At 67.2% G+C, this 25,737-nt stretch carries 20 protein-coding genes and 1 tRNA gene; 12 read left to right on the top strand and 9 right to left on the bottom strand.

Going from position 1 to position 25,737, the window contains the following annotated elements; translation table 11 throughout:
- Positions 1 to 90 precede the first annotated feature (90 nt).
- Both LZC95_23190 and LZC95_23185 read left to right on the top strand, forming a co-directional pair.
- Positions 91 to 2,466 carry a cation-translocating P-type ATPase gene (locus tag LZC95_23190; protein WXA99707.1) on the top strand — a complete coding sequence of 792 codons (2,376 nt, stop codon included), beginning with the start codon at positions 91 to 93 and terminating at the stop codon, positions 2,464 to 2,466.
- Positions 2,466 to 2,747: a hypothetical protein gene (locus LZC95_23185; protein WXA99706.1), complete on the top strand. Its 282-nt coding sequence runs from the start codon at positions 2,466 to 2,468 to the stop codon at positions 2,745 to 2,747. The genes LZC95_23190 and LZC95_23185 overlap by 1 nt, the downstream gene beginning before the upstream one ends.
- Before the next feature lie 7 nt (positions 2,748 to 2,754).
- Here LZC95_23185 and LZC95_23180 read toward each other — a convergent pair whose 3' ends face one another.
- On the bottom strand, positions 2,755 to 3,654 hold the full coding sequence (locus LZC95_23180) for a LysR family transcriptional regulator (GenBank protein WXA99705.1): 900 nt from the start codon (positions 3,652 to 3,654) through the stop codon (positions 2,755 to 2,757).
- A 67-nt stretch (positions 3,655 to 3,721) separates the two neighbouring features.
- Here LZC95_23180 and LZC95_23175 point away from each other — a divergent pair, with 67 nt between their 5' ends.
- From LZC95_23175 to mukB, 4 genes are read left to right on the top strand one after another with little or no spacing between them, the layout of a single operon-like run.
- Complete coding sequence (locus LZC95_23175) at positions 3,722 to 4,192, top strand: class I SAM-dependent methyltransferase (GenBank protein ID WXA99704.1); 471 nt, start codon at positions 3,722 to 3,724, stop codon at positions 4,190 to 4,192.
- A gap of 30 nt (positions 4,193 to 4,222) precedes the next feature.
- Entirely contained in the window at positions 4,223 to 5,560 is a 1,338-nt protein-coding gene (locus LZC95_23170) for a condensin subunit MukF (protein ID WXA99703.1), read from the top strand.
- The gene (locus LZC95_23165; GenBank protein WXA99702.1) at positions 5,557 to 6,375 is read left to right on the top strand and encodes a chromosome partition protein MukE; all 819 of its coding nucleotides are present in this window, start codon (positions 5,557 to 5,559) and stop codon (positions 6,373 to 6,375) included. The genes LZC95_23170 and LZC95_23165 overlap by 4 nt, the downstream gene beginning before the upstream one ends.
- The gene (gene mukB, locus LZC95_23160; protein WXA99701.1) at positions 6,372 to 10,829 is read left to right on the top strand and encodes a chromosome partition protein MukB; all 4,458 of its coding nucleotides are present in this window, start codon (positions 6,372 to 6,374) and stop codon (positions 10,827 to 10,829) included. The genes LZC95_23165 and mukB overlap by 4 nt, the downstream gene beginning before the upstream one ends.
- Here mukB and dmeF read toward each other — a convergent pair.
- Positions 10,811 to 11,743, bottom strand: coding sequence for a CDF family Co(II)/Ni(II) efflux transporter DmeF (gene dmeF / locus LZC95_23155; protein ID WXA99700.1), 933 nt, complete (start codon positions 11,741 to 11,743; stop codon positions 10,811 to 10,813). The genes mukB and dmeF overlap by 19 nt on opposite strands.
- 20 nt (positions 11,744 to 11,763) lie before the next feature.
- On the opposite strand from dmeF, the gene LZC95_23150 reads away from it, so the two are divergent.
- Positions 11,764 to 12,036, top strand: a complete 273-nt coding sequence (locus tag LZC95_23150; GenBank protein WXA99699.1) for a metal/formaldehyde-sensitive transcriptional repressor — start codon at positions 11,764 to 11,766, stop codon at positions 12,034 to 12,036.
- 7 nt (positions 12,037 to 12,043) lie between these two features.
- Positions 12,044 to 13,201, top strand: a complete 1,158-nt coding sequence (locus tag LZC95_23145; protein WXA99698.1) for a helix-turn-helix domain-containing protein — start codon at positions 12,044 to 12,046, stop codon at positions 13,199 to 13,201.
- Here LZC95_23145 and LZC95_23140 read toward each other — a convergent pair.
- Positions 13,185 to 13,832 carry an NAD(P)-binding domain-containing protein gene (locus LZC95_23140; GenBank protein WXA99697.1) on the bottom strand — a complete coding sequence of 216 codons (648 nt, stop codon included), beginning with the start codon at positions 13,830 to 13,832 and terminating at the stop codon, positions 13,185 to 13,187. The genes LZC95_23145 and LZC95_23140 overlap by 17 nt on opposite strands.
- 180 nt (positions 13,833 to 14,012) lie before the next feature.
- On the opposite strand from LZC95_23140, the gene LZC95_23135 reads away from it, so the two are divergent.
- Positions 14,013 to 14,085: transfer RNA gene (locus LZC95_23135), tRNA-Lys, on the top strand.
- Between the two features lie 94 nt (positions 14,086 to 14,179).
- On the opposite strand, the gene LZC95_23130 is transcribed toward LZC95_23135, so the two are convergent.
- The gene (locus LZC95_23130) at positions 14,180 to 14,803 is read right to left on the bottom strand and encodes a glutathione S-transferase N-terminal domain-containing protein (GenBank protein WXA99696.1); all 624 of its coding nucleotides are present in this window, start codon (positions 14,801 to 14,803) and stop codon (positions 14,180 to 14,182) included.
- A 55-nt stretch (positions 14,804 to 14,858) separates the two neighbouring features.
- Here LZC95_23130 and LZC95_23125 point away from each other — a divergent pair, with 55 nt between their 5' ends.
- Together LZC95_23125 and LZC95_23120 are read left to right on the top strand one after the other, a co-directional pair.
- Positions 14,859 to 15,809 (top strand): LysR substrate-binding domain-containing protein, encoded by a 951-nt coding sequence (locus LZC95_23125; GenBank protein WXA99695.1) that lies wholly within the window; start codon positions 14,859 to 14,861, stop codon positions 15,807 to 15,809.
- Positions 15,810 to 15,882: 73 nt separating this feature from the next.
- Complete coding sequence (locus tag LZC95_23120) at positions 15,883 to 16,434, top strand: DinB family protein (protein ID WXA99694.1); 552 nt, start codon at positions 15,883 to 15,885, stop codon at positions 16,432 to 16,434.
- Positions 16,435 to 16,442: 8 nt separating this feature from the next.
- On the opposite strand, the gene LZC95_23115 is transcribed toward LZC95_23120, so the two are convergent.
- Both LZC95_23115 and LZC95_23110 read right to left on the bottom strand, forming a co-directional pair.
- On the bottom strand, positions 16,443 to 18,467 hold the full coding sequence (locus tag LZC95_23115; GenBank protein ID WXB00213.1) for an NADPH-dependent 2,4-dienoyl-CoA reductase: 2,025 nt from the start codon (positions 18,465 to 18,467) through the stop codon (positions 16,443 to 16,445).
- A 54-nt stretch (positions 18,468 to 18,521) separates the two neighbouring features.
- A complete protein-coding gene (locus LZC95_23110; protein WXA99693.1) occupies positions 18,522 to 19,502 on the bottom strand; it encodes a D-glycerate dehydrogenase in 981 nt (326 codons plus the stop codon).
- A 48-nt stretch (positions 19,503 to 19,550) separates the two neighbouring features.
- Between LZC95_23110 and LZC95_23105 the strand changes: the two genes are divergently transcribed.
- Entirely contained in the window at positions 19,551 to 20,915 is a 1,365-nt protein-coding gene (locus LZC95_23105; protein WXA99692.1) for a serine/threonine protein kinase, read from the top strand.
- Between the two features lie 7 nt (positions 20,916 to 20,922).
- Here the strand turns inward: LZC95_23105 and LZC95_23100 are convergent, their stop codons facing one another.
- The 3 genes from LZC95_23100 to LZC95_23090 form a co-directional block, all read right to left on the bottom strand.
- A complete protein-coding gene (locus LZC95_23100) occupies positions 20,923 to 21,954 on the bottom strand; it encodes a tetratricopeptide repeat protein (GenBank protein ID WXA99691.1) in 1,032 nt (343 codons plus the stop codon).
- 10 nt (positions 21,955 to 21,964) lie between these two features.
- On the bottom strand, positions 21,965 to 23,047 hold the full coding sequence (locus LZC95_23095) for a hypothetical protein (protein WXA99690.1): 1,083 nt from the start codon (positions 23,045 to 23,047) through the stop codon (positions 21,965 to 21,967).
- 247 nt (positions 23,048 to 23,294) lie between these two features.
- Positions 23,295 to 25,700: a CehA/McbA family metallohydrolase gene (locus tag LZC95_23090; protein WXA99689.1), complete on the bottom strand. Its 2,406-nt coding sequence runs from the start codon at positions 25,698 to 25,700 to the stop codon at positions 23,295 to 23,297.
- Between the last annotated feature and the right edge of the window lie 37 nt (positions 25,701 to 25,737).

Raw genomic sequence — 25,737 nt, 5'->3', positions numbered from 1 at the left:
GTGAAGCGGCGTCGTTCGCAGACCTGAACGATTCGCGAATCGAAGAAGTTATTGACTCGCGGCGAGCCGATTGCTCTGCTGATTGGTCTCATGTCGGGCGACGCCACACTGCTCGGTGCGGCATCCCTTCCCGATCTGCTTCGGCGGATCACGGTGAAGGCCTTCGTACCGGGACGCATTCGCTTTCATCTCGACTTCAAAGGGGACGCTTTTCTTCGCGACGCCATGCGACGCGAGCTCCAGCGTATCCACTCCGTGCGCCTGGCGAGCTACAGCTCGCGCACACGGACCGCGCTCGTCTTCTACGATCCCGACCAGGTGAAGCCCGTCGACGTGGCGGAGGCCATCTGCCGCGGCGTGAAGGAGTTCGCCCGGGTGCACGGCGAGTGCGATCTGCGCGACCACCGGCATGAAATCGCGGGCATTCACCGCGATGCCAACGGCGAGCACAGCCATCATGATCACGGCGGCCATGGGCACGGTCACGATCACCACGACGACCACGGCCACGATCATCAGCATTTGGGCAGCGACGAAGCCGTCCGCAAAGAGACGTTGCGGCTCGGGGCGGTGGGGGCGGTGCTCGCGTGGCTGGTGTCGCGGCGCCTTCGCGGTGTGCCGGTCCTTGGCAGCGGGGGCCCGCTCACCGATCTGGCGATGCTGCTCACCGTGGTGAGCGGCTACCCCATCTTCAAGAGTGGGGCGAAATCCGCGGCGAAGGGCAAGCCCACCGACGACACGTTGATTGCCATCGCGGTGATGGCCACGCTCCTGTTACGCGAAAGCCTCACGGGCCTCAGCGTGGTGTGGCTCATCCAGCTCGGCCGGCTTCTCGAGGAGATCACCCTGCGCCGTTCGCGCTTGGCGATTGCCGATTTCATGGATCTGGCCCCGCCCGAGGCGTGGAAGCTGTCGCCGGCGCACGTGCCGGGCGGCAAGCCGGGGCTGCGTCAGACGCCCGTGGAGCACCTGGAGAAGAACGACGTGGTGCGCATCTTCCACTTCGAGAAGGTGCCCCTCGACGGCAAGGTGGTGGCCGGCGTTGCCCTCGTGCAGGAAAGCTTTCTCACCGGCGAAGCGCTCCCCAAGGAAAAGCGCGCCGGCGACACGGTGTACGCCGGATCCATCGTGGAATCGGGCGAGATTGACGTGGAGGTCACCAGCCTCGTGCACGAGACGCTCATCGCGCGCATGGTCGCCGCGGTGCAGGATCTGCAAGAGCGCCGCGCGCCCATCGAGGCCATTGGAAACCGCTTTGCGTCGCGGTTCGTGCCCATTTCGCTGGGATTGGCCGGGATCACGTTGCTGGTCACGCGCAATTGGACCAAGGCCATCACGATGCTCGTCATTGCCTGCCCGTGTGCGGCGGGGCTGGCCACGCCGACGGCGGTGTTTGCGAGCATCGGCGGCGCGGCCAAGCGGGGCATCCTCATCAAGGGCGGCGTGCACCTGGAAGGCGCGGCGCACGTGGATGCCGTGGTTCTCGACAAAACGGGCACGCTCACCGTGGGCGCGCCAAAGTTGGTGGCCCTTCGCCTCACCGACGCGGGCAGGGCACGCGGCGAGAACGAGTGCGTGCGCTTTGCTACGGCGGTCGAACGGCATGCGACCCATCCCCTGGCGGCGGCCATCGTGCGGGAAGCACGCGATCGCGGCCTCGAGCCGGCGCACGTGGTCGACTACCTGCCGCATCCGGGCTTCGGTGTCGAAGGCCTGGTCGATGGGGTGCGCGTCCAGATTGGAAGCCGCGTCTTTCTCGAGCGTGCGGGCATCGCGGTGGATGGCTCGGATGCAGAGCCTTTGCCGGAGGTGCGCGCGGCGCAATCGCTGGTTCATCTGGCGCTGGACGGCGCGCACGCGGCCACGTTCGCCGTGGCCGACGCGGTTCGACCCGAGGCGCGCGCGGCGCTGGCGCAGGTGGAAAAGCTGGGCGTCAAGCGGATCCTCCTCGCGACGGGCGATCGGGCGGCGCCTGCGCACTTCGTGGCCGAGCAACTGGGCATCCGCGAGGTGCACGCGGAGATGCTCCCGCAGGACAAGTTCGACCTGATCGACAAGCTTCGCGCCGAAGGACACCGCGTCGCCATGGTGGGAGACGGCATCAACGATGCGCAGGCGCTGGCGCACGCCGACGTGAGCATCGCCATGGGCGAGGGGCGCTGCGATCTCGCCATCGAGACGGCGGACGTGACCCTGGCGCGAAATGACCTTTTCCTGGTGCCCGAGGCTCTGGGCATCGCGAAGCATGCGCTGCGGACCATCCACGAGAACTTCGCCGCATCGATTGGCGTGAACCTGGTGGGGCTCGGGTTTGGCGCGCTGGGGCGGCTATCGCCGTTTTCGGCGGCCATCGTGCACAACTTGAGCACCATCGCCGTCGTGTTGAATTCGTTCGCCCTGCAGAAGAAAACGGCGCGCGCGACCCGTACCAACCTCGTTGCACTCGGAAAACTGGGAGAGCGGTGATGGCAAAGGGAAAGAAGAAAAAGAAGAAGGGAAAGAAGGGGGGCGCCGCCGCCGAGGAAGTACCGCTCGGGACGAAGCTCCAGTACATCGGCGTGGGGATGGTCCTCGGCGTGGCCGCCGCCCCGACCGTGCGCAAGTGGATCGAGCGCGCGCGGCCCGAGATCGACAAGCTTCTCGAGCGGCTCACCGCGCAAGCCGAGGAGCTCGCCGAAAACGCGGGCGACTTCATGGCCACCGCGCGCGGCCGCGTCTCCGCGAAAAGCCACGACGACACCAACTAGCGTCGCGTCAACGTTCCGCGTCCCGAAGCGCGCGCGCCACCCAGTCGATGGCGAGCGCAACGCGCTTCGGGAGAAGACGGCGCGAAGGATAGACCGCGTAGAGCTCACGCGCCTCGGGCCGCCCGACGTCGGCCTTTGGCTCGAGCAGGACGAGCCCCGCGGCGAGCAGCTCGTGCCGTGCAGCGCCCACGATGCCCAGGCCGCGCGCGGCGGCGTCGATCCCCACGCGCAGATCGCTCACGCAAAAACGGATGCGCGGCCGGATCGTCGTCACGCCGTTGTCGTCGCGCCGGAACCGCCACACGGTATCAGGCCGGGCCGCGATGGCCGGCAGCGACTCGAGCGCGGCGCGATCGAGCTTTTTGCGGCGCGCGAGCTCTTTCTCCACGAACGCCGGCGAAGCGCCCAGCGCGTACGGGACGCTCCAAACCCGCCGCGCCACGAGATCGGCACCGTGCACGGGGCCGGCGCGGAAGGCGAGATCGAACCCCTCTTCGAGCAGGTCCACCACCGCGTTGGTCAGCGACAGCTCCACGGTCACCTTGGGGTGCGCCTCGGCGAAGGACATGAGCGCCGCCGCGATCGGCCGCGAGCCACTCATCGTGGGCGCGGTCACACGAAGCCTCCCCGAGATGGACGCTTCCTCGCCTGCGAGGCCCTCGACGAGGCGGTCCATCTCCTCCAGGAGCGGCGCTGCGCGCTCGAGCAGCATCGCGCCCTCGGCTGTCAAGCTCACCTTGCGCGAATTGCGCTGAAAGAGCCGCACCCCCGCCGCATCCTCGAATCGCGCCACCGCCCGGCTCACCGTGCTGGTCGGTACCCGCGTGTGGCGCGCCGCCAGAACGAAGCTCCCGTGCTCCGCGACGGCGACGACCACGCGCAAATCATCGATGCTTACCGGGGCCACGGCGGATTTGTAGCCGATCGCACGGATCGTTTGAACAACGAGGCGACGACCGGGAACGTAGATGCAAATGGCCCTCGAACGGTACTTGGAAATTGCTGAAAGGACGGGAGGGCCCATCCTCGAGCTGCATGCGGCGCCGGGATGGGCGGCCATTCCGCTGGCCCGGGCGGGGTATCGCGTGGTGGGGGTGGACATGTCCGGCGGTCCGCTCCACGACTTCCAGGAAGAGCTCGATCGAGAGGACCGCGACGTGGGGCATCGGATCCACGTCTTTCAAGACATCGCAACCTTGAAACTGGCCGATCCCGATTTTCCGCTGGCCATCGCCGCCTACGACGACGGCCCCTCGCGCTCCGAGGCGCTCGGGCAGGTGGCCGCGGCGGCCGCGCGGCACCTCGCGCCGGGCGGGGTGCTGGCGCTGGACGTGCCCGACGTGGCCAATCTGCTGCGATTCGAGCTGGAACCCGTGTTGAAAAGCGCCGGGCTCGAGCTCACGTCGATGGGCGGCGGGTCCTTGGTGACGGCGACCAAGAGGTAAAAAGCTGCTATCTGTCACGGTCTCCTGGCCGTGAATCCGAACCGCGTTCTTGCCTCGCTCGCCCAGCGCGGGCCATCGCTCGATCTATCGACGCTGGACCTGTGCTTTCTCGCGGCGCTTCATCTGCGGGCGGAAAGCGCGGCGATGACGTCTTTTTCGGAGGAGCAGCTCGCGGACGTGTTCGAGCAGGTGGAGTCCGTGCTGGCGGCCGCCGCCGAACCGGGGCAGCCCGCGAAACAGCGGCGCTCCACGCATGCCATCCGCCGGCTTCGCGAGCAGCGCATGATTGCGCGGGTCGATGGCGCCGGCATCGTGCGGGCGGGCGAATACGCGCTCACACGGCTGGCCAACGGCATCATCGAATTTTTTCTCGAGGACGACACCCTCACGCGCGACAGCCTGACCGTGCTCACGCGCAGCCTTCTGGTGGGCCTGGGCGAGATCCTCACCGCGGCGAAAGCCGCGCACACCGAGGAAGAGTGGCGCATGGGCGTCATCAGCCCGCTGCGCGTCACCATGGGCGATCTGGCCAACGGCATCGAGCGACGGCAGTGCGGCTTCGACCTGCAGCAGGAGGAGTTCCAGCGCGAAATTGCCGGGCTTCTTCACGCCGATTGGTTCGGCGCCGTGGCACGATGCCAGGAGCTGCTCGAGTCGACGAGCGGCACCTTGAACGAGCTGAATCAGATTCTCTTACGCGACACGCACCAGCTGCAGTCGCTGCTTCAGGACATCCAAGAGCACGCGGCCGAGGCGGGGGTGGCCGATGCCGAAGGTGCGGCGCGCACGGTGGTCGATCAGGTGGACCGCATCGCGGCGTGGGGCTCGGCGCGGCAGCGCGCGTGGTCGGAGTATTACCAGTACGTGCACCGCTACCTGCGCGACGTCGTTCGCCTGGATCCGGCGCGCACCTTGACGCATCGCCTGCGCGAGCATTTGGCTGGCACGGCGGGCAAGCAATTCGCGCTGACCTTGGCCAGCGCACCGCCGATTCGTCTTTTGCGCGAGGTGGAGATCCCGCCGGAGGAGAAGCCGCCCGTGCGCCGTCCGCGCAAGGAGCGTGAGCAAGGTCTGGCCGATGCGCCGGCGGAGAATCCGCAAGCGATCCTCGAGGCGCGTGTCCGCGGTGCGCTTGCCGAGGGGGCGCGTGCGCTGGGTGTGGTGACGGAGCGGGTCATTGCGGAGGTGGCGGAGGAGGAGCGCTTCGTCACCACGGGGCGTGTGGCGCAGGCCGTGGCCCGTCTTGGCGATCCGGAGGCCACGGCGGAACGCGCGTGGGTGCCGATGCAGGATGGCCTGATGATCGAGGAATGGACGGTGCGCGTGGTCGCCGAGCCGGAGTCCCAGCCCGAGAAGGAGGCCTCGTGAGCTCGGACGGCAGCCCGCGTTTCGCGCGGCTCGAGGATGTCATCCTCGACGAGGCATACCCCGAGGTGGATCTCGCGTTGCGCCGAGGGCGGCACATCGATCGAGACGATGTGGCCTGGTACACGTTTCTCGTCGACGCCGAGGATCATTTGGAGCCGCTGTACCGCCGCTTCGGGTGCGAGCTCATTCACCGAAGCGACGGCTATTTCTACTTGCTCCCCACGGGAGACGCGCTCGGCAAGCGCCATCTTTCGTCCGGGGAAATGCTGGTGGGCCAGGCATTGACCCTTCTCTATCTGGAGCCATCGACCCTCGAGCAGGGCGGCACGGTGACCCGCGAGCAGGTGCTCGGGCACTTGGCCGGGGTGGTGGGGGCCGATGCGCTGGTGCGGGTGATGAACCCGAAGCGACGCAAATACGACGAGCGCGTCGCACAGGAGACCGTGCGAAACAAGGTCGCCGAGGCCCTCCGCCGCTTGGCCACCTTGGGCTTCGTCGAAATCGTCGAAGAGGACCGCATTCGCCTGCGCTCCGCGCTCATGCGCTTCGCCGAACCGGTTCGAGGAACGAAGGCCCCCGAAGCCGCCCTCGCGCGCCTCGTCGCCGAGGGCGAACTCGTCCTCGCCGAAGACGATTCGGCATCGGATTCCGAGTCAGAGTCAGAGTCCGAATCTGAATCTGAATCTGAGTCAGAGTCAGAATCTGAATCTGAATCTGAATCGGAATCGGAGTCGGAGTCGGAGTCGGAGTCGGAGTCGGAGTCGGAGTCGGAACCCGAATCGGTATCCGATCCCGAAGGGGGAGCCCCCTCATGATGCGGGCGCGGGCGACCGCGCTCGCCTTGGTGAACTGGAAGGGAGTCTTCTACGAGCGCTACCTCTTCGATCGCCACGTCACGGCACTCGAAGGCGCGAACGGGGCAGGGAAGACCACCGTCATGATCGCCGCGTACGTCGTGCTCCTGCCCGACATGTCGCGCCTGCGCTTCACCAACTTGGGCGAAAGCAGCGCCACCGGCGGCGACCGCGGCATCTGGGGCCGCCTCGGTGAGCAGGGCCGCCCTTCCTATGCGGCACTCGAAATCGAGGTTGGCCCGAAGAAATTCATCGCCGGCGTTCACCTCGAGCGAAAGGCGGAGCCCACCATCGTGCTCACGCCCTTCCTGATCAAGGACATCGACCTCCAAGGCAGCCTCAAAGAGCTCTTTCTCCTGCCGCGCGGCGAGCACGACGAAGTGCCCGAGCTCGCGGAACTTCGCGAAGGCGTCGCGCGCCTCGCCGGCAAGATCGACGTCTTCGCGACCGCGAAAGAGTACTTCGCGGCCTTGTTCGAGCATGGCATCACGCCGCTGCGGATGGCCACCGACGAAGACCGGAACAAGCTCAACGAGATGCTCCGCACCAGCATGACCGGCGGCATCTCGCGCGCGCTCACCACCGAACTTCGCTCGTTCCTGCTCAAGGAGGAGAGCGGCCTCTCGGACACGCTGTCGCGCATGCGCGGCAACCTCGATGCATGCCATCGGACGCGCACCGAGGTGCGGGAATCGCGCCACCTCGAGCACGAGATCAGCGGCATCTTCGACGCCGGCCAGGCGATGTTCGCCGCCGCGGTGGCTGCCACCCGCGAGCGCGCCAACGAGGCCGCAGGCCGGCTGGACGAGGCCCGCGCCGCGGCGGCCGAAGCAGCGCGTGGTGTGCGCAGCCTGGAGGCGGATATCGCGGAGTCGAAGCAAAAGCACGAGCTCTTCGCAGCGCGCCTGGCCGAAACGAAGCGCCTTCTCGAGGAGGCCCACGTTCGCGCCGGCAAAATGACCCGCGCGCGCAGCGTGCACCTGCGCATCGCCGAGCTGGAACGCGAGCTTTTGCGCAAAGGCGAAGATGCACAGGCGGCACGCGCGGCCTACGAAGCGGCCACCAAGGCGCGCGAGGCGCGAAGGCTCGAGCGCGATCGGGCGCGCGACGCCTACGACCGTGCTGCGACCGGCGTGGGCGATCTCGAAAAAGGCCTCGAGGAGCTCCACCGCAATGCCCACGCGCACCGCCGCGTGCGAAGCCGCTTCGACGAGGCGCGCACCGCCCTGGGCGAGCTCGCGCTGGCCGAGGACGAACATGCCGTCGTGGGGGCCCTCGAGCGAACGCGCGCACGCCTCGGTGAGGTGGATCTCGAGCGCTCCCGCCTCGACCGCGATCGCGAATCCATCGCCGTGCGCCAAGAGGAGTACGATCGCGCGCTTCGTGCTCTTGCCACGCTCACCGGCGCCACGTCGGCCGAAGGCGCCCACGATCGCGCACGCGCCGTGCTCGCGCGGTTCGCGGATCTGAAAACCTCCGTCGAGCGCCCCACGGAGACGGCGGCCGAGCTTTCGCGTGCCCGGCGGCTCGCCGAGCAGCAGACGAAAGCCCGCGCACGGGCACTCGAGCTCGAGATCGAGCCCGGTGCCGACGAAGCGCCGGCGCACCTTGTCCAGCGCCCGCTCGACGTCGCGGAGGCCGAGCTGCGGGCCACGGAAAACGAGCTGCGCACGGAGTTGACCCGCAGCGAAGAGGCGCAGCGCACCTTGGTTCGTTTGCGCAGTGAGGCGGCCGAACTCACGCGTCGCGCCGAGCGATGGGCCGCCGGGGCACCCAAGCTGCAAGCGCTGGAAAAGCGCCTCGAAATGGCGCTTCGCAGCCGGGAAAACATCGCGAAAGCCCGCGACCGATTCGCGGCGGACGCCGAGCGCGAACGCGCCGCATTGACGGAGAAAAAAGAGCTCCACGAGGCGCGCCTGCGCGAGGCCAACGCCCTGGATGCCACCGGCGGCGCCTTCGATGCGGACCTCTTGAGCCTTCGTGACGAGCTCGATGCAGAGCTGCTCGCGAGCCGCTTCGAAGAGCTCGATCCGGAGGAAGCGGCCATGCTGCAAGCGCAACTAGGGCCGCTGGAGAACGCGCTCATCGTCGACGATCCCGAAGGCGCAGCCGCGACGTTGTCGAAGTTCCCGCGCACCATGAACAGCGTGCTGCTGGTGAACGCGCACGCCGCACTGGGGCTCGACGAGCGAAAGCCCACCCGGCGCGGCGACGACGTGTTCGTCCAGGAGTCCTTTGGCATCCGTGTCACGCGCGTGCCCGACCATCCGTCGCTCGGGCGTCGTGCACGCGAACGCCGCGCCGCCGACCTGCGTCGAGAGGCGGAGGGCCTCGAGCGCGACATCGAGGCGGCCCTTTCCCGCGTGCGCAGCCTCGACGAAGCCAAGCGCGACGCCGACGATCTTGCCGCCGATTGGTCCACCTTCGAGGGCGGCGATCCGGGTGAGGCCCTCGCGCAACTTCGCAGCGAGATGGAGACCCTCGCGCAACTCGAGGACACCGGCGAAGCGCGCGTGCGGGCCCTCCGGCAGCGCGAGGGAGCCCTTCGCACGCGCATCGCCGCACTGCGCGCGCTTCTCGGCGATGCCTACCTCCTCGTGCCGCCCGACTATGCGGCCCGCGCCGCGGAGCTCGAGACGCAGCTCGACGCAGTCGAGAACGCACGCGAGGAGCTGCGGCGCACCGAGGACGATCGCCGCACGTTGGCGGAGCTCGTGGAGGTGCTGCGCCACCCGCCGACCCTTCCCGCCGACGAGGAGCGAGCCACGTTGGAGGCGCGCCGCCGCGAGCTCGATGACGAGCGCGATCGCCTGTTCGTGGCCCTGACGGCCTTGGCCGAGGTAGTGGAAAACCGCGCCGCCTTCCGCTTCGCCGATGCCGAGCGCGCGCTGGCCGAGCAAAAAGCCATCGTGCCGGCGTTGGAAGAGCAGCGCAAGAACGCCCGCGCCGCCTGGGAGGCCGAAGAGCAGGCCCTGCGCGCGGCGGAAGCTGCCTGGGAGCTCGCGGCCACGGCGCAGCAGAAGGCCGATGCAGAGCACATGGCGGTTCGTGCGCACCACGAGCGCGCGGCGGGCGAGCTCGCCGCGGAAGGCCTGAGCGATCTCTCCGAGGAAGCCGCCGCCGCGACCAACCGCCGCATCGCCGAAATCGACGCCGAGCGCAAAGCCTTCGAGCTGGAGGAACGCCGGCTGGCCACGGACTTGGCCCTGCTCGAGGAGCGCCGTCTGCAAGCGCAGCGTGCGGCCACGTCCGCCGCATCGCAGGCCACCACCGTGGAAAAGGAGGCACTGCCCACGCGCGAACAGTGGACTGTTCTCGAGCGCGCCGCCTCGCAGGCAGGGGTTCTCTCGCACGCCGTTTCGTCCCGCGTGGCTGCCTCGTACCGCGGCCGGCCGAGCGCCGATCTCTGGCCCGAGGCGCGCGGCAAGGGCGAGCTCCTGGTCGACCGCCTTCGCGCTTCACGGGGCAACGCCGAGAGCGCCGCGCAGGTGACCGAGTTCCTCCACGCCAACGCGTACCTCGATGCCTGGCTGACCGTGCGCGACGTTCTCAAGCGATGCCTCCCGCCCCAAGTCGCCGAGGTGGAGGATCCGCTGGAGGCGCTCTTGCGCTTGCGCGACCATCTTTCTCTCTTGGAAGAGCGGCTTGGCCGCCAGGAAACGGATCTGCGTGGCGCCTCCGAAGACGTCGCGCGCGGCATCGACGTGCGCCTCCGCCGCGCGAAGAGCCAGGTGCGAAGGCTGAATCAAAGCCTCCACGGCATCCACTTTGGAAACGTCGTCGGCATTCGCGTGGAGATGAAGCGCGTCGACAAGATGGAGCAGATCCTCCGCGCTCTCCGCGAAGGCGCCGTCCAAGAGCTCCTCTTTCAGACGACCCTGCCCATCGAAGAAGCGCTCAACGAGATCTTCCGGCGCTACGGCGGCGGCGGCCGTACGGGCGGACAGCGCATCCTCGACTACCGCGAGTACCTCGAGCTGGCCGTGGAAATCCAGCGCAACAGCGCCGGTGCCGCGAATGGCACCTCCGGCAACGGTGAGGGCGCGCCCGGCTGGGAATCAGCCTCGCCCACGCGCCTCTCCACCGGGGAGGCCATCGGTGTCGGAGCCGCGCTCATGATGGTGATCCTCACCGAGTGGGAGCGCGACGCGAACCTGCTCCACCAAAAGCGCGAAACGGGATCGCTGCGGTTTCTCTTCCTCGACGAGGCCAACCGCCTTTCGCAGGACAACCTCGGCGTTCTCTTCGATCTGTGTCAAAACCTGGATTTGCAGCTGCTCATCGCCGCGCCTGAGGTGGCCCGCGCCGAGGGCAACACGACCTATCGCCTCGTGCGCCGGGTCGACGAGTCCGGGCGCGAGGAGGTCCTGGTGAGTGGCCGCCGCGTGAAGGCCGCTCAGGCCCCTGAAGCTTGATGCGCTTCACGCACCTCATGCACTTCGATGGTGACGTGCGCGAGCCCCTCGCGCTGGCGCAGCAGCTCGCCGTAGTCGAGCGGTGAACGGCGCTCCTCCGAGATGACCGTGGCCAGGCACGCCTGGGCATGCGGCCCGAGCTCCCACAGGTGAAGATCCACCACACGCGTTCCCGGCACCTCCTCCAAGTGCCGCCGCACCCGTGCCGCGAGCTCCCGCGAAGGCACCATGTCGAGCAGCTGCTTCGCCGCCCCACGGCACAGTCCCAGACTCCAACGCGCAATCACGATGCCGCCGACCACGCCCATCAAGGGGTCGAGGAACCACCAGCCGAGATACCGGCCGCCCACCAGCGCGAAAATCGCGAGCAGGCTGGTAAACGCATCGGCGAGCACGTGCAGGTAAGCCGCACGCAAGTTGTGATCATGGTGATGGTGATCATGGTCGTCGTGATCGTGATCGTGGTCGCCGTGCAAAAGCTTGACGCTGGCCAGGTTCACCAGCAGCCCGACGACGGCAACGGGAAGCGCCTCGCCGAACGCGATGGGCACCGGCGCCCGCAAGCGCACGGCCGATTCGTACATCATCCACACGGCGACCACCGCCAGGAGAACGGCGCTGGTGTAGCCAGCCAGCGCGTGCACCTTGCCCGTCCCAAAGCTGAACACCGCCTCGCGCGAGCGCGTGCGCGCAAACCAATAGGCGAAGGAGGCCATGCCCAGCGCGCCGGCGTGGGTGGCCATGTGCCAGCCGTCGGCGGTGAGGGCCAGGGAGTTGGTCCAGTAGCCGACGAGAAGCTCGCCCACCATCATGACGCAGGTGAGGGCGACGACCCATCGCGTGCGCGTTTCGTGTGCGGACGCGCTGGCGCCGTGGTCGTGTTCGTGACGGAGCCTATCGACCAGAGATACCATGGGGGGTATAGTATCTGGCGATGGCCCACACAGCACGCAACAAAGTGAAGCTCCTGCAGCGGGTACGCCGCATCAAAGGCCAAATCGAGGCCGTCGAGCGCGCCCTCGTGGAGGAGCGCGAGTGCGGCGAGGTGATGCAGCTGCTTGCCGCCTGCCGTGGTGCCATCGGTAGCCTCACGGCCGAGGTGCTCGAGGGGCACGTCCGGTCCCACATGGTGAATCCCGACGCCGACACCGCCAAGTCCCGCGCCGCGCGCGAGCTGATCGACGTGGTGAAGACGTACATGCGATGATGGGTCGGTGACCGACGCCCGTCGCACCCTGGGTGACCTCTTGCGCAAGGCGCGCGTGCGCGCCGGCGCCACCCCCGAAGCCATCGCCGAGAGGGCAGGGGTGGGCGCCTCCTGGTACGCCTGGGTGGAGGAGGGTCGCAACATCGGCCTTTCCGCCACGGCGCTGCGTTGGATCTGCGACGCCCTCGAGCTCGCATCCGGTCCGCGGGCACGCGTCTTCGAGCTGGCAGGTCTGGGCAAGGCGCTCGCTTTGGCCACGGTCCGCGCCGAGCCGGTGCCGGCGAGCCTGCGGCGCTTGCTCGATGGCCTTGCGCTCTACCCGGCGTACGTCACCGGCAGACGGCTCGACGTCCTCGCCTGGAACGAGGCCTGCGAAGCGCTGTTTCGATGCTCCACGATCGCACCGGAGCGGCGCAACTCGTTCGTGTTCCTCTTCACGCAGCCCGACGTGCGCGAGCTCATGGACAACTGGGAGGAGCAGGCCCGTGCCGCCGTGGAGGAACTGCGCGCGGCCATCGAGGCATCGCCGACCGACCCGTGGCTTCTCGAAGTGCCCGAGCTACTCTCGCCGCGAAGCGCCGAGTTCCAAGCCTTCTGGGCGCGCAAACCTTCGCCGCCGCCGCCGGCGTTCTCGACCCGCAAAGTCTTCAACAAGGGCGCGCTCGGCAAGATGGTCTTCCAAGCGGAAAATTTGAGCACGCGCGACGCGCCCGATCTGTGCGTCCGCATCTACGTTCCCGACGAGGCCACGCAACCCAAGGTACAATCCCTTCTCGCCCAGCACCGCCGCGACGCGCGGGCGAAGAAGAAGGCTGGCCAATACGCCGTCGTGCGCACGCTCAAGGAGCACCTCGACGCTTGCTACGCGCGCGAGGTGCCGCTCGACGAATTGGCGGCGCTGGTTAGCATGAACAAATTTGCCATGGTGCGGGCCTTCACCGCCGAAGTGGGCTTTCCACCGCACGCGTACCAAGTGCTGCTGCGCATTCACCACGCACGCCTGCTCTTGCAGGCCGGCAACACCGCGGCGGCGACGGCCACCGCGGTGGGATTTGCCGATCAGAGCCACTTGAATCGGCATTTCAAGCGCATCGAGGGCATGACGCCCGGAGAATACGGCCGGCGCGCGCGCCGCATTCAGGAGGAACTCAGCGCACGACCTTGATGTTGAACGCGACGGTCCCGAGCGATTTCATGAGCCGCAGCCACAGCGGCAAGTACGACTCCGTTCCGCGCGCCGTGGTGATGTCGCCCAGATCGATGAACTCCTTCCAGCCGAAGGTCGACAAGAGCTCCCGCACCGACGCTTTGGCGCCAGCATCGTTTCCGCAGAGAAACAAGCCGTGGTCGCCGCCGGCAACCGAGCGAGGGTTCACCATGACATCGACGTTGATGGTGTTCAGCGTCTTGACCACGCGCGTCTCCGGAAACGCGCGCTGAATCTGCTCGCCCAAGGAGTCTTTGCCCGCCGTGGCAAGAATGGGAAGTCCCTGATCCGGCTCCCCGAGCGGGTTCGCCACGTCGATGAGGATCTTGCCGCGGAGCGCCTCGGCCCCCGCCGCCCGCAGCGCCTCGAGCGACACCGCGCCGCTCGTGCAATTGAGGACGATTTCGCCGAAGCGGGCCGCATCGGCGAACGTGCCTTGCGAAGCAGCCTTGCCGTTTTTCTGTACCCACGCCGCAGCCTTCTCGTTCGTGGCCGACCGCGCCCCCATCTTCACGGCGTGCCCGAGCTGGACCAGCTTCGTCGCCAGCGCCTCGCCCACCATGCCCGTCCCAATGATTCCAATGTTCATCACATGCCTCCGTGCTCGACCATGGGGCGCCGCCACATGCGCGGCTTGCATCTTCTTGAGCGCACCTGCCGCGCCCGCCCGGCAAGATCGTTCAAGATCTCATTTGTTCAGGCCCCGAGCGACTTTCGTGTGGAGTTTCCGACCTGATGCGGCTAATAGAGTCCGCCGGTTGCGAAAAAAGGGCTGATAGCTCAGTCGGTAGAGCTGCGGACTTTTAATCCGTAGGTCGAGGGTTCGAGTCCCTCTCAGCCCACCCCTGTTCGTCTGCGGTGCATCCGAACCAGGCGCTCGCTCCTCGGCCTTGCTGTACTGCGCTGCGCTCCGTACAGCAAAGGCTCGAGTCCCTCTCAAGGGAGGCGGTGACCCTCGGCGTCGAGGGCGGCGCGGATCGAGGGGCGGCTTTGCATGCGTTCGCGATAGGCGAGCAGGCGGGATGACAGGTCCGCTTTGGTGAGCGTCGCGTAATTGCGGATGGCCCAGAACCCGTAGGCGTCGAGGATCGTGAAGCGATCCCCGAACAAGTAGTCGCGATCGCGAAGCTGCCCTTCGAGCAGAGAAATTTTCCCGGAGAGGCGCGATGCCGCCCACCGTTTGCTCTCCTCGCTCGCGCCCGCCATGATCGTGAGCGGGGTGAACCCCTTGTGAAGTTCCGTGGCGACGAAGTGGAGCCACTCGTCGAACCGCAGACGCAACGCGCTGCCATGGATCGGTGCGAGACCCGACTCGGGATACGTATCCGCCAGGTGGCGCATGATGATGGCCGTTTCGGTGAGCACCGATCCATCTGCGAACCGGAGTGCAGGAACGTAACCCTTCGGGTTGATGGCGTGAAAGTCGTCGCCGCGTGCAGTCCTCTTCGTACGCAAATCGACTCGCTCGAGCTCGAACGCGATACCTAGTTCGCGAAGCACGATGTGCGGGGCCAGGGAACAGACGTGAGGTGCGTAAAAAAGCGTCATCGAATGTGCCATGCCGCACCTCATAGGTGCCCCAGGTGCATTGAACAATCGCGCTACATTGATCACTATGTTCCAACGATTGAACAATCGGCCGGACTTCGCCGCCGTGCAGGCCTTCGCCACCGTGGCCGACGTCGGAAGCTTCCGAGCCGCGGCACTCGCGCTGTCGGCCCCAGTCTCCACGATCAGTGTGCAAGTGAGCCGCCTCGAGAAGCGCCTTGGTACGAAGCTGCTCGAGCGCACGACTCGGCGAGTCACCCTCACGGAGGAAGGCCGCACGTACTTCAAACAGATTCGTTCGGCACTCGACACCATGACGGAAGCCGAGCAGCTCATTGCCGGACGCAAACACGAAGCGCGCGGTCGCTTGCGTATCGCGGCACCGACGGAGCTGGGACGTGCCATGCTGGGTAGGGTGCTCGCCGGCTACACACGGCAGTACCCGGATGTCGATCTCGAAATCGAGCTCACGGACGAGCGCCTCGACCCGCGGCGGGACGGTGTGGACGTGGTCATCCAGACCGATCCGGCCTCGAGTCCACTCCTGGCGGCGCGCAAGCTCGGCTCACCGATGAAGTACCGCCTGGTGGCGAGCCCGGAATACCTTGCGCGGTATGGAAGGCCGTCGGACCCTCGCGACCTCTCGAAGCATCGATGCCTCGCCATGGGCGTTCGACGAACACCGACCGTGTGGCGCCTCGCCAAAGCGAAGACCTTTCCCACCATCGTTCATCGCCACCATACGGCGAACAGCTGGCAGCTCGTGTGCGATCTGGCCATCGCCGGCCATGGCATTGCACGATTGCCCGAATACCTGAGCATCGTAGCCATGGCAGACGGGAGCCTCGAAGAGATTCTCGAAGCGTTTTGCCCTCCCCCCGAGCAACTCTTTGCCGTCTACGCGCGAAGCCGGCCGGTGCCTTTGCGCATCACCGGTTTTCTCGACGCACTCAAGCTCTTTTTCGATGCCTGGCCGGGCTGCGCGGTCCGGGGACAAGGCTCGTCTCGCCGTAGCTAAGCGCGTCTCATCTTCCTGGCATGCTGTGTTTGGGCTGGTTCAAGCCCCAGATCGGCCACTACACTGTTCCCAAATGAACACGCTGGCTCTGTACCGTGGCCTTGCGGCCAACAATGCTTGGTCGAATTTGCGGCTGCACAGGGCCTGTGCGCAGTTGTCCCGTGCGGAATACGAGGCCGCGCGGACAAGCTTTTTCCCGTCCATTCCCGAGACGCTGAACCACATTTTGACCGTGGACTGGTTCTACCTCGATGCGTTGGAGCGGGGCGGGAAGGGGCGCAGCCTCTTTGCGGACCGGATGCCCTTTCGCGGATTTCCCGAGGTGGAGGCCCTGGCCGCGGCACAGCGCGCGTCGGACATGAAGCTCGTCGCCTTTGCCGACCGGCTCACCGAGGCCGATCTCGCGACGAAAATCGACATTGCCCGCGCCGACCACACGCAGCGCGAAACCGTGGCGGACACGCTGCTGCACCTGTCCACGCACCAGATCCATCACCGCGGCCAGGTGCACGCCATGCTCGCCGGAACGTCGGTGAAGCCGCCGCCGCTCGATGAGTACTTCATGAGCGAGGAGCTCCCGCTGCGCGAGGCCGAGCTGCGCGAGCTCGGCCTGCCCATCCGCTAGCCCACCGTTCACGCCGAGGCGGCGAGCTCCGTCGCTTGCAAGATGGCCCGTTTCGCATCGAGCTCCGCGGCCACGTCGGCCCCGCCGATCACCCGCACGCGAACCCCGCGCTGTTCCAATTGATCCTTCAACTCGCGCAGCGGCTCTTGCCCCGCGCAGATCACCACGTGGTCCACCGCCAGCACCCGCGGCGCGCCGCGCACCGTGATGTGCAGCCCCGCATCGTCCACCTTGTCGTAGGTCACGCCGGGGATCATCTCCACGCCCTTGCCCTTCAACGTCGCACGGTGCACCCACCCGCTGGTCCGGCCGAGCCCCTTGCCGAGCGACTCCTTCTTTCGCTGCAGCAAGTACACCTTGCGCGCCGGCGGAGACTCCTGCCGCGCCACGCCTTCGACGCCGCCGGGCGCGTGCACCTCCGGATCCACGCCCCATTCGGCGAGCCACCGCTTCGCATCCAACGTCGACGAGTGGCCGTGCGTCAAATACGTCGCCACATCGAAGCCGATGCCGCCCGCACCAACGATGGCCACCGTCTTCCCGACCGGCTTCTCGTGCAGCAAAACATCGACGTACGACAGCACCTTGGGATGCTCGATGTTCGGAATCCGCGGCACCCGCGGCGTCACACCCGTCGCCAGCACCACCTCGTCGAAGCCCACCAAGTTCTCCGCCGTCGCGCGCATGCCCAGCTTCACCGTCACCCCGGCCAACTCGAGCTGCCGCCGGAAATAGCGCAACGTCTCGACGAACTCCTCCTTGCCCGGGATCTTCTTCGCCATGTTGAACTGGCCGCCAATGTCCGATGCCGCTTCGAACAGAGTCACCGCATGCCCGCGCTGTGCAGCCTCCACCGAAAAGGCGAGCCCCGCCGGCCCCGCGCCCACCACGGCGAGCCGCCGCGAACGGCGCGCCGGCTGCGCCGGCAAGAAGGAGCGCTCCGTCTCGCGGCATGCGCGCGGATTCACCAGGCACGATGCGGTTTTCATGCTGAAGGTATGATCGAGGCACGCCTGGTTGCATGCGATGCACGTGTTGATCTCGTCCTCGCGGCCCGATGCAGCCTTGCGCACGAACTCCGGATCGGCGAGCAGCGGACGCGCCATCGACACCATGTCGCAAGCACCGCGTGCAAGCAGCTCCTCGGCCACGTCGGGCCGATTGATGCGGTTCGTCGCCACCACCGGGATCCGCACCTCCTTGCGCAGCCGCTCCGTCACGAACGTGAACGCCGCCCGCGGCACCGAGGTGATGATCGTCGGCACCCGCGCCTCGTGCCAGCCGATGCCCGTGTTGATGATCGTCGCCCCCGCCTTCTCGATGGCCTTTGCTTGGTAGACGACTTCGTCCCAGGTGTTGCCACCGTCGACCAAATCGAGCATGGAGAGCCGATAAATCACGATGAAATCCGGCCCCACGGCCTTGCGCACCCGCTCGACGATCTCCACCGGCAGACGCGTGCGGTTCTCCACGGAACCACCCCAGGCATCCGTGCGCCGATTCGTACGCCGGCAGGTGAACTGGTTGATGAAGTACCCCTCCGAGCCCATGATCTCGACGCCGTCGTAGCCCGCCTCCCGCGCAAGGGCCGCTGCGTTGGCAAAGTCGTCGATCTGCCGCCGGATGCCGCGCTCCGAGAGCGCCCGCGGCTTGAAGGGGTTGATCGGCGACTTGATGGCGCTCGCCGACACCGACAGCGGGTGGTAGCTGTATCGTCCCGCGTGCAGGAGCTGTAGGCAGATTTTCCCGCCCTCCGCGTGCACGGCCAAGGTGATCGCCCGGTGCGGCCCCACCTCGCTGGGCGACGAGAGCTTCGACGCAAAGGGATAGAGCCAGCCTTCGCGGTTCGGCGAAAAGCCTCCGGTCACCATGATACCGACCCCGCCCCGCGCCCGCGCCGCGAAGTACGCGGCCAGCTTGTCGAAGCGCGCGCTTCGATCCTCGAAGCCCACGTGCATGGATCCCATGAGCACGCGATTTCGAATGGTGGTGAACCCGAGATCGAGCGGTTCCAAAAGGCGCGGGTACTTCACGGCGTCGGTCATTGCACCTCCATCGTAGCGCTGCTCTCGGTTATTGTCTTTAAGTCAATAACGCACCACGTTCGGCGGATTGCCGTCGTGGAAGAACGCGACCAAGTTTTTCGCCGCCGTTTCGGCCATGGCCACGCGGGTGGCGAGGTCGGCGCTTGCAATGTGCGGTGTGAACACCACGTTTTTGCAGGCCAATAATTCTATATCGATCGATACGGAAGTCGTGCTTTCGCGGGCGAACACGTCCAGCCCGGCTGCCCCGAGCGGCCCCTCGCGCAGGGCTGCGGCCAGCGCCGCCTCATCGACGCAGGCTCCGCGCGCCGTGTTGATCAGAATGGATCCGGGCCGCATCGTCGAAAGACGCTTCGAGGACACGAGGTTCTTGGTTTCGTCGGTCAGCGGGCAATGCAGCGAGACGATGTCGGACTGCGCGAACACCTCCTCCATCGACACGTAGGTCGCACCCAGCGCGGTCTCCATGTTCGGATTCAGGCGCGAGCGCTGCGTGTAGAGTACATGCATCCCGAAGCCCCGCGCGCGCCGGGCCATGGCCTGGCCGATCCGCCCGAACCCCACGATGCCCAAAGTCGAACCGTGCACCGGGGCGCCGACCAGGGTATCGAAGCGAAAGCCTTGAAAACCGCCCGAACGCACCATGCGATCGCCCTCCGCGATGCGGCGGGCGGCGGCAAGCAGGAGCCCGAAGGCCAGATCGGCCGTGGCTTCCGTGAGCACGCCCGGTGTGTTCGTGACCACCACATTGCGGGCGGCACAGGCGGCGAGATCGATGTTGTCCGTACCAACGGCCACATTGGCGACGAGGCGCAGAGCCGGGAGGCGTTCGAGCAGGGCCGCATCGACCCGATCCGTCAACAACGTGACGAGCGCCTCGAAAGAAGCCCCTTCCTCGAGGAATTCTTCGTCACGTACACCGACACCTGATTTCCCCAAAACGACGTTTCCAGCCTCTTGGATCTGTTCGATGGCGCGGCCGGGGAGGGGGCTGCTGACGAAAATGCGCGGCTCGGATCTCATGCGCCCCACAGTACGGTATGATTCACGCTGGGACGAAAGATCCAAAGCATGGCCATGCAACTGCCGAATGAAACGTTTCCCGCGGGAACCGTCCTCCTCGGGAAGTACCGAGTCGAGCGGTTGCTCGGTCACGGCGGCATGGGCATGGTCGTCGCGGCGCTCAACATGGATCTGGGGCAGCACGTCGCGCTGAAATTCATTCGCACCGAGTCCGTGCACCGCGCGGCCCTGGTCGAGCGGTTCATGCAGGAGGCCCGTGCGGCCAGTCGCTTGCGCAGCGAGCACGTGGCCCGGGTGATCGACGTCGGGAAGCTCGAAACGGGCTCCCCGTACATGGTCATGGAGCTGCTCGAGGGGCGCGACCTCAAGACGGTGCTTGCCGAGGACGGGCCGCTGCCGCCGGCGGTGGCCATCGACTACGTGCTCCAGGCCATCGACGCGGTGGCCGAGGCCCACCAACTCGGGATCGTGCACCGCGATCTCAAGCCGGCGAATCTCTTTTTGGCCAACCGCGCCGATGGCGAGCGCGTGGTCAAGCTGCTCGATTTCGGTATTTCCAAGGCGCAAAACACGTTGGACGAGTCGGGCGATCGCTTGGCCATCACCGGCACGACGGCTTTCTTGGGCTCACCGGCCTATGCCTCCCCGGAGCAATGCCGCTCACCGAAGGACGTCGACGGGCGCACGGACATTTGGTCGCTCGGTGCCATCCTGTACGAGCTGATGACCGGCCAGCGGCCATTCCAGGCCCAGTCCGAGGCGGAGATGGTCGCCGCGGTGCTGTTGCAGCAGCACGTGCCGCTGCGCACGTGGATGCCGCACGTGCCGCCGGTGCTCGACGAGGCCATCGCGCGGTGCCTCCGCAAAAATCCGCACGAGCGCTTTTCCACGGTCGCGGAGCTCGCGGTGGCGATTGCGCCGTTTGGGACGGGGCATGCCAACCGCAGCGTGGAGCGCGCCGTGCGCCTCACGGGCTACAAACTGCCGCCCAACGCGACGTCGTTCGCGCAGACGCCGTTGACGGTCGGGATGCAGACGCAATCCGCCGTGTCGGCCGTCACGGCTTCGGGCCAAAAGCGTTTCCCGTGGTCGGTGGCCGTGGCCATCCTCGTGGGCGTGGTGGTGGCCCTCTCGTTGGTGGCCGCCGTGGTGGCGGTGTTCGGGAAGAAGCACGACGTGGTGCCCGCGACGCAGGTTCCGCCGCCGGTCTCGTCGCCGTCGCCCTCCATCACCGTGGAGCCGCCGGCACCGCCTCCCGCGCCGGCCTCCGCGCAAGAGCCCTCGGTCGCGACAAGCGCGACGAGCGCGCCCGCCGCCTCGGTCGCGAAGGACAAGACCGAAAAGGCGCCGCGTCCCCGCCCGCAGCAAGAGCCGAAGGACCTCAAGGAAAGCGTCCTCAAGTCACGCCAATAGACTGGCTCTAGAAACGGCCGTGCGCCATCAAGCCGGCGGTGCCGCTGCGCACATCCCCCATGGGGACGACGCCCACGCCCGCCCCGCGCTCCGACGAGGGCGCTGTGAACCAGAGGACACCCGCGCCAGCTAGCGCCAAGCCGCCCACGATGAACGCCGCCGTGGCCACGTTGGCCTGGCTCCGCGCGTCGTCGCCCTTGTCGACGCTGTCGCGCGGGCAGCCGTTGGGCTGGCAGCCATCTTTCGCGTCGGACCACTTCGAACTCGCACTGAGCGCGAAGAACGTGCCCGCGCCCAGCCCCACCGCGCCAACGCCGGCGGCCACCACGGCAAGCGTCCTTTGCGTCGACCACGTTTTCCCCTGCGGCGGGGGAGGCGCGGGCTCGGCCGGGGTCGCGGGCGCAGGCCGCTCGGCCGTCTTGGCCGGTGACGGTGGAGGCGCCGCAGTCGCCCAAAGAGGATCGTTCTTGTCGGGGACCTGCACCTCGGCGCTCGTCGCCGGCGTGACCTTCACGCTGGTCGACCACACCGGCCTTCCATCGATTTCGACGTCCACCGTGTGCTCGCCGGCGTCGACCGGCACCGCGCTGCCGAGCATCGCCATGTCGATCACGACCCCGTCGCGCTTGACCACTGCACCGGACGGCAGCCCATTCGACTTGACCGAAAGCTTCGCCAGCTTGGGCAAAAGCGCCTTCGCATGCTCGCGCGCATACCGTTCGCGCTCGCGTTGGTTCTCGCGTGCGGCCATCTCGGAGGCCTCGACGTAGCGCGCCCACGCACTCGCCAGCTGTCCGTTTTGCTCGTAGCAATCGGCCAGGTTGAGCGCCGTGCCCGGCCTGGGATCGATGCGGTGGCTGCTCTGGAACTTCGCGCATGCCTCGGCATAGCGGCGCTGCTTCATCAGCGCCTGCCCCTCATCGAACGCCGTCTGCGCGGCTGCCGCATCGCCCGTCTGCGCGCTGGCAATGGACGGCATCGAGACCGTGCCCAACGTCCATGCACACACCGCAAGCACCAACCCCATGCGCCGAAGCATGCGCGAATGTTCAACGGTAGATGGCGATATTGTCAATGCGCCAGCCGCTCCCGGCGGTCGTGCCGCTGCTGTCGTTTCCCCAGCGCCATCGCAAGTTCACCTTCTTTCCCGCCAATTTTGGCGGAAGATTGGCGACCGTGGTGACGTAACCCCCCGAGTTTCCGGTCCAAGCGTCCCGGCCGGCGAGGGGAGGCCGGATTCCGAACCCGCTGCTGATCATGCCGGTGTACCCCGCCGACGAAAAGCTCCCGCCCGCGGCTACGATGTCCGCCCAGCCACCATCGTCGATCTGAATCTCCAGCACGGCGCCGTCGTACCCGGCCTCCGCGACGTAGGTATGACGAAACTTCACCTGCGGGTTGTCGCCCACGATGGCAATCGGAGGGCTCACCAACGCCGTATCGAGCGCGGTCGACGCTCCCGCGATGCGCGCACAATTCGGCGCCGAGTCGGCACCATCGTTGGACACATGCCAGAGGGTGCTGCCCGACGCGGTGATCAGGGCGACCTTCCATCCCGCGGGAAGAACCTGTGACGCATCGAAGCCTTCGACGAACGAATCGATGCAGCGGATGGGCACGAGCACGTCCGCCTCGTCCATCACGCCGCTGCCACCCGTCACGGTGCACTGCTGGTTGCTCGGTTGCGACGTGATGGTCACCGCATAGCTTTGCCCCTTACGCAGGGGCGGAAAGGCTTGCAGCCCGTCGCGCTGCACCACCAAGGTGTCCACGCCGTTCGACAGGGCCATGGATCCCATCAAATCGTGCACCTCGGCATTCACCGTGAACCCGAGCGTGGTGCACACGACGACGACGTTGGTCACGTCTTCGTTGCCGCTCGACGTGCCCACGGAGTTGGCGACCACGCAATTCTGCACCGGCGAACGCGGCGGCGATTTCACCGTCACGGCATAGCCCTGGCCTTTGCCGATGCGAAACTCGAACGACGTGTCGCCCGGTGCGGGATACACCTCGTCTCCGGATAGGTTCGTCAACACCAAACCCGAACCGGCGAGCCCCGAAATCGTGCCGCGGATTTTCCGTTCCGTATCGAGCCCCGCCTGAGTCGACGACGTGTCCCACGACAACATGCACGCACTTGTGCATGCAAGCATCAGCGCTCCCCCGCTACGAAAGAAAGCCCTGCACAATGGGAGTACTGCACCCATGTCTACGTTCCCCCTTGGACGCGCACGCGAGCAAACGAGCCGCCATGCCTCACGTGCTCTTTTACATCAACCTAGCTCCATGGATGAATCGTTCCAAGATCGAGATCGCGTGAGCTTCGCGCTTCTGTAGGCAAAGAAGCGTCAGCCGAGGTGCGCGCGCGTGCGGTGCTCAGCGCTTCCCGGGGACGTTGACACGACCATCGCCGTTGGCATCGACGTAGACGAGGCCGGAAAAACCGATCGCGCGTGCATCGGGGTTCGGCAGTACATCACCGAGCGGCGTGCGTGCCTCCGCCCACGCGAGGATCACGGCATCGTCTTGCAGACCCTTGACGATCGTCTCGCGCTCGAAGCGCAGACCATCGTGCGCGGGACTCGCGGTGAAGTGCTGCACGGGTTCGCCGTCGCGCCATATCTCGATCGTCTCGACCGGTACCCATGCCGGTGCGAAGACGCGCACCTTGACGCGGACCTCTTTGTTCGCGTTCGGTCGAACGACGGCGCCCGGTGATTTTCCCTCCACGGTCAGCACCACCAAAGGGCCCGAGCTGACCGTCGTGTCGCCGGTGAGCATCGCCTCGATGGTGCGCACGGCGCGATCGGAGGCCGAGCCCGCGGCCGTATGCACGTACGTTCGCGGGTAGCCCGCCTCCTCGTACAGCAGGCGATGCGAGTCGCTGTTTCCGGTAGCGATGGGGCGCTTGCCGCGCCGTGCGAGCGCGACCAGATCGCGCGCGCCTTCGCGCACCTTGTCGGGGCTCTCGATCCAAAAGCCGTTGTACGCCTCCAGCGCATCGAAGTCGTCCGCGAAGTCCGGATCGGCATGCCCCGTCGCCGCATCGAGGTGCGCGAGATCGAAGTAGCCGATGTTCGGCGGCATGCGCGCATGGTTCACTTGCACCACACGTGCCCCCGCACCCCGTGCCTTGGCGAAGAGATCCTTCGGCAGGATCTCGTAATACGGAGGCGCCACCTCTTCGGGGGCGGCGTTGCCGGGCGGTGGCAGGGGAAAGGCGTTGAAGTGCCCCCACAGCCGCGCGCCCGCCGACGTGATCTCGACGCCTGGTACCGTGGCAAGCTGCGAGGTCAGGTTCAACTCGCGCGCCACCGGCTCGTAATCGGTGACGTGGTTGTGATCCGTGGCCACCGCCAGGTCGACGCCTTCGCACGCAAGGCTCGCGAGCCTCGCTTGGAGCGAGACGGACGAATCGTGGCTCAGCGCCGAGTGCAAGTGGAAGTCCGCCGCAGTCCACTCGTGCGTATCGACCACCGCCGTCAGGCGATCGGCCACCGTTTGCTCACCGCCCGGAGCGACGTCGATCTCCTTGCTCGACAGCGTATACGTCGGCCCATGCGTCGCCGTGACCTTGTACTTGCCCGGCGCAAGGTGCACCGTCCCCGATCCATCGAGCAGGTACACCGAGCGCCCGCCGGCGTACGCGCGCCCCGTCACCTCGGGCGCAGGATCCGGCGTACCCTCGAGGCCGCGGAAGAGCACGTGGGCCGGCACGGGCGCGTCGCGGCCATCCGTGAAGCGCAGCGCCACGCGTCCCGAGGCAATGGCCACCAGGGCGGGCGACGCGGCCTCCGCGATGGGCACTGCGCGTGGCGCCTGCACGCCATCGGCATCGCGCACGGTGAGCGTCTCTCCGAGCCCATCGGGCAGCTTGATCGTGCGCGGCCCGCCCGCGGGGAGGACACCGCTGACGAGGAGTCGGTCGGCGTTGTCGCGCACCGTGAGAAATCCTGGGCGCCCATCGGCGAGCCCGATGGTGGCGGTGCGCGTTGCGAAGGGAAGGGCGGCCAGGGCGTCCAATGCATCCCCGCGCACCACATGGAGGAGCCGTGTCGCCTCCGTACCTTCATGGAGCAACGTGATGGGCGCGGGAGAGATCGTCCCCGTGGCCCGGACGCGCCGGCTACGCGCGCGCATTCCGGTCGCTTCCAGCGCGACACCGATGCCATACCCGGCGAGCGCCACGAAGCGCGTGGTCACGTCGCCCTGCCACTCGGCCCCCATCCGATCGATCACCGCGTCGACCGGGCCCGGGTTCAAATCGTCCGCCAGGGTGGCACCGGCCGGCAGTCCCGTCGCCAATGTTTTCACGCGGTAGCGCCCGTCCGCGAGCGCGCAAAGATCCGTCGCGAGATGAACGGCGTCCACGTCGCCCTCGATGTGCACGCCATCGCTGCCCTCCGGGCACCTTCGGGTGCTCACGTCCGCCGCCACGAGCGGGTGCAGCTTCTGCCCGGAATCGACCCATGCGGCGCGCCACCACAAGAGCGGATCCGACGGGCCCGCCCCCGCGAGTCCCACGTCGAGGATCGATCCGCGCAGCGGGCGATGGTTGGGAAGGTCCGCCGCCGTCGCCACCGTGATCGACGTGTCGCGGGTACCGTGAAGAACGAGATCGCCGCTCCGTCCGTACACGCGCGGTGCCGTTCCCGGCTTGTCGAGCGGCTCCACCCGCGCCTCGACGTGCTCGATCGGCGCGGCCTTGGATCCCCGGCAGCCGCTGCAGCCGGGCATCACCGCCACGGAAGCAAAGGCCAGCCAGCGAAGATGCGTGATCATGGCCTGCGAGGCTACCGCCGAAGCGGTCCACCGTCAT

Source organism: Sorangiineae bacterium MSr12523 (genome assembly GCA_037157775.1).
Lineage (GTDB): Bacteria > Myxococcota_A > Polyangia > Polyangiales > Polyangiaceae > Pendulispora > Pendulispora brunnea.
This window is presented reverse-complemented; position numbering and strand designations above follow the sequence as displayed.

Bases quoted from the DNA above. Each gene is read 5' to 3' on its own strand.
- LZC95_23100 (WXA99691.1), bottom strand. From the start codon at position 21,954: ATGCTTCGGCGCATGGGGTTGGTGCTTGCGGTGTGTGCATGGACGTTG.
- LZC95_23185 (WXA99706.1), top strand. From the start codon at position 2,466: ATGGCAAAGGGAAAGAAGAAAAAGAAGAAGGGAAAGAAGGGGGGCGCC.
- mukB (WXA99701.1), top strand. From the start codon at position 6,372: ATGATGCGGGCGCGGGCGACCGCGCTCGCCTTGGTGAACTGGAAGGGA.
- LZC95_23095 (WXA99690.1), bottom strand. From the start codon at position 23,047: ATGTTGTCGTGGGACACGTCGTCGACTCAGGCGGGGCTCGATACGGAA.
- LZC95_23175 (WXA99704.1), top strand. From the start codon at position 3,722: ATGGCCCTCGAACGGTACTTGGAAATTGCTGAAAGGACGGGAGGGCCC.
- LZC95_23090 (WXA99689.1), bottom strand. From the start codon at position 25,700: ATGATCACGCATCTTCGCTGGCTGGCCTTTGCTTCCGTGGCGGTGATG.
- LZC95_23105 (WXA99692.1), top strand. From the start codon at position 19,551: ATGGCCATGCAACTGCCGAATGAAACGTTTCCCGCGGGAACCGTCCTC.
- LZC95_23140 (WXA99697.1), bottom strand. From the start codon at position 13,832: ATGAACATTGGAATCATTGGGACGGGCATGGTGGGCGAGGCGCTGGCG.
- LZC95_23130 (WXA99696.1), bottom strand. From the start codon at position 14,803: ATGGCACATTCGATGACGCTTTTTTACGCACCTCACGTCTGTTCCCTG.
- LZC95_23110 (WXA99693.1), bottom strand. From the start codon at position 19,502: ATGAGATCCGAGCCGCGCATTTTCGTCAGCAGCCCCCTCCCCGGCCGC.
- LZC95_23120 (WXA99694.1), top strand. From the start codon at position 15,883: ATGAACACGCTGGCTCTGTACCGTGGCCTTGCGGCCAACAATGCTTGG.
- dmeF (WXA99700.1), bottom strand. From the start codon at position 11,743: ATGGTATCTCTGGTCGATAGGCTCCGTCACGAACACGACCACGGCGCC.
- LZC95_23125 (WXA99695.1), top strand. From the start codon at position 14,859: ATGTTCCAACGATTGAACAATCGGCCGGACTTCGCCGCCGTGCAGGCC.
- LZC95_23190 (WXA99707.1), top strand. From the start codon at position 91: ATGTCGGGCGACGCCACACTGCTCGGTGCGGCATCCCTTCCCGATCTG.
- LZC95_23150 (WXA99699.1), top strand. From the start codon at position 11,764: ATGGCCCACACAGCACGCAACAAAGTGAAGCTCCTGCAGCGGGTACGC.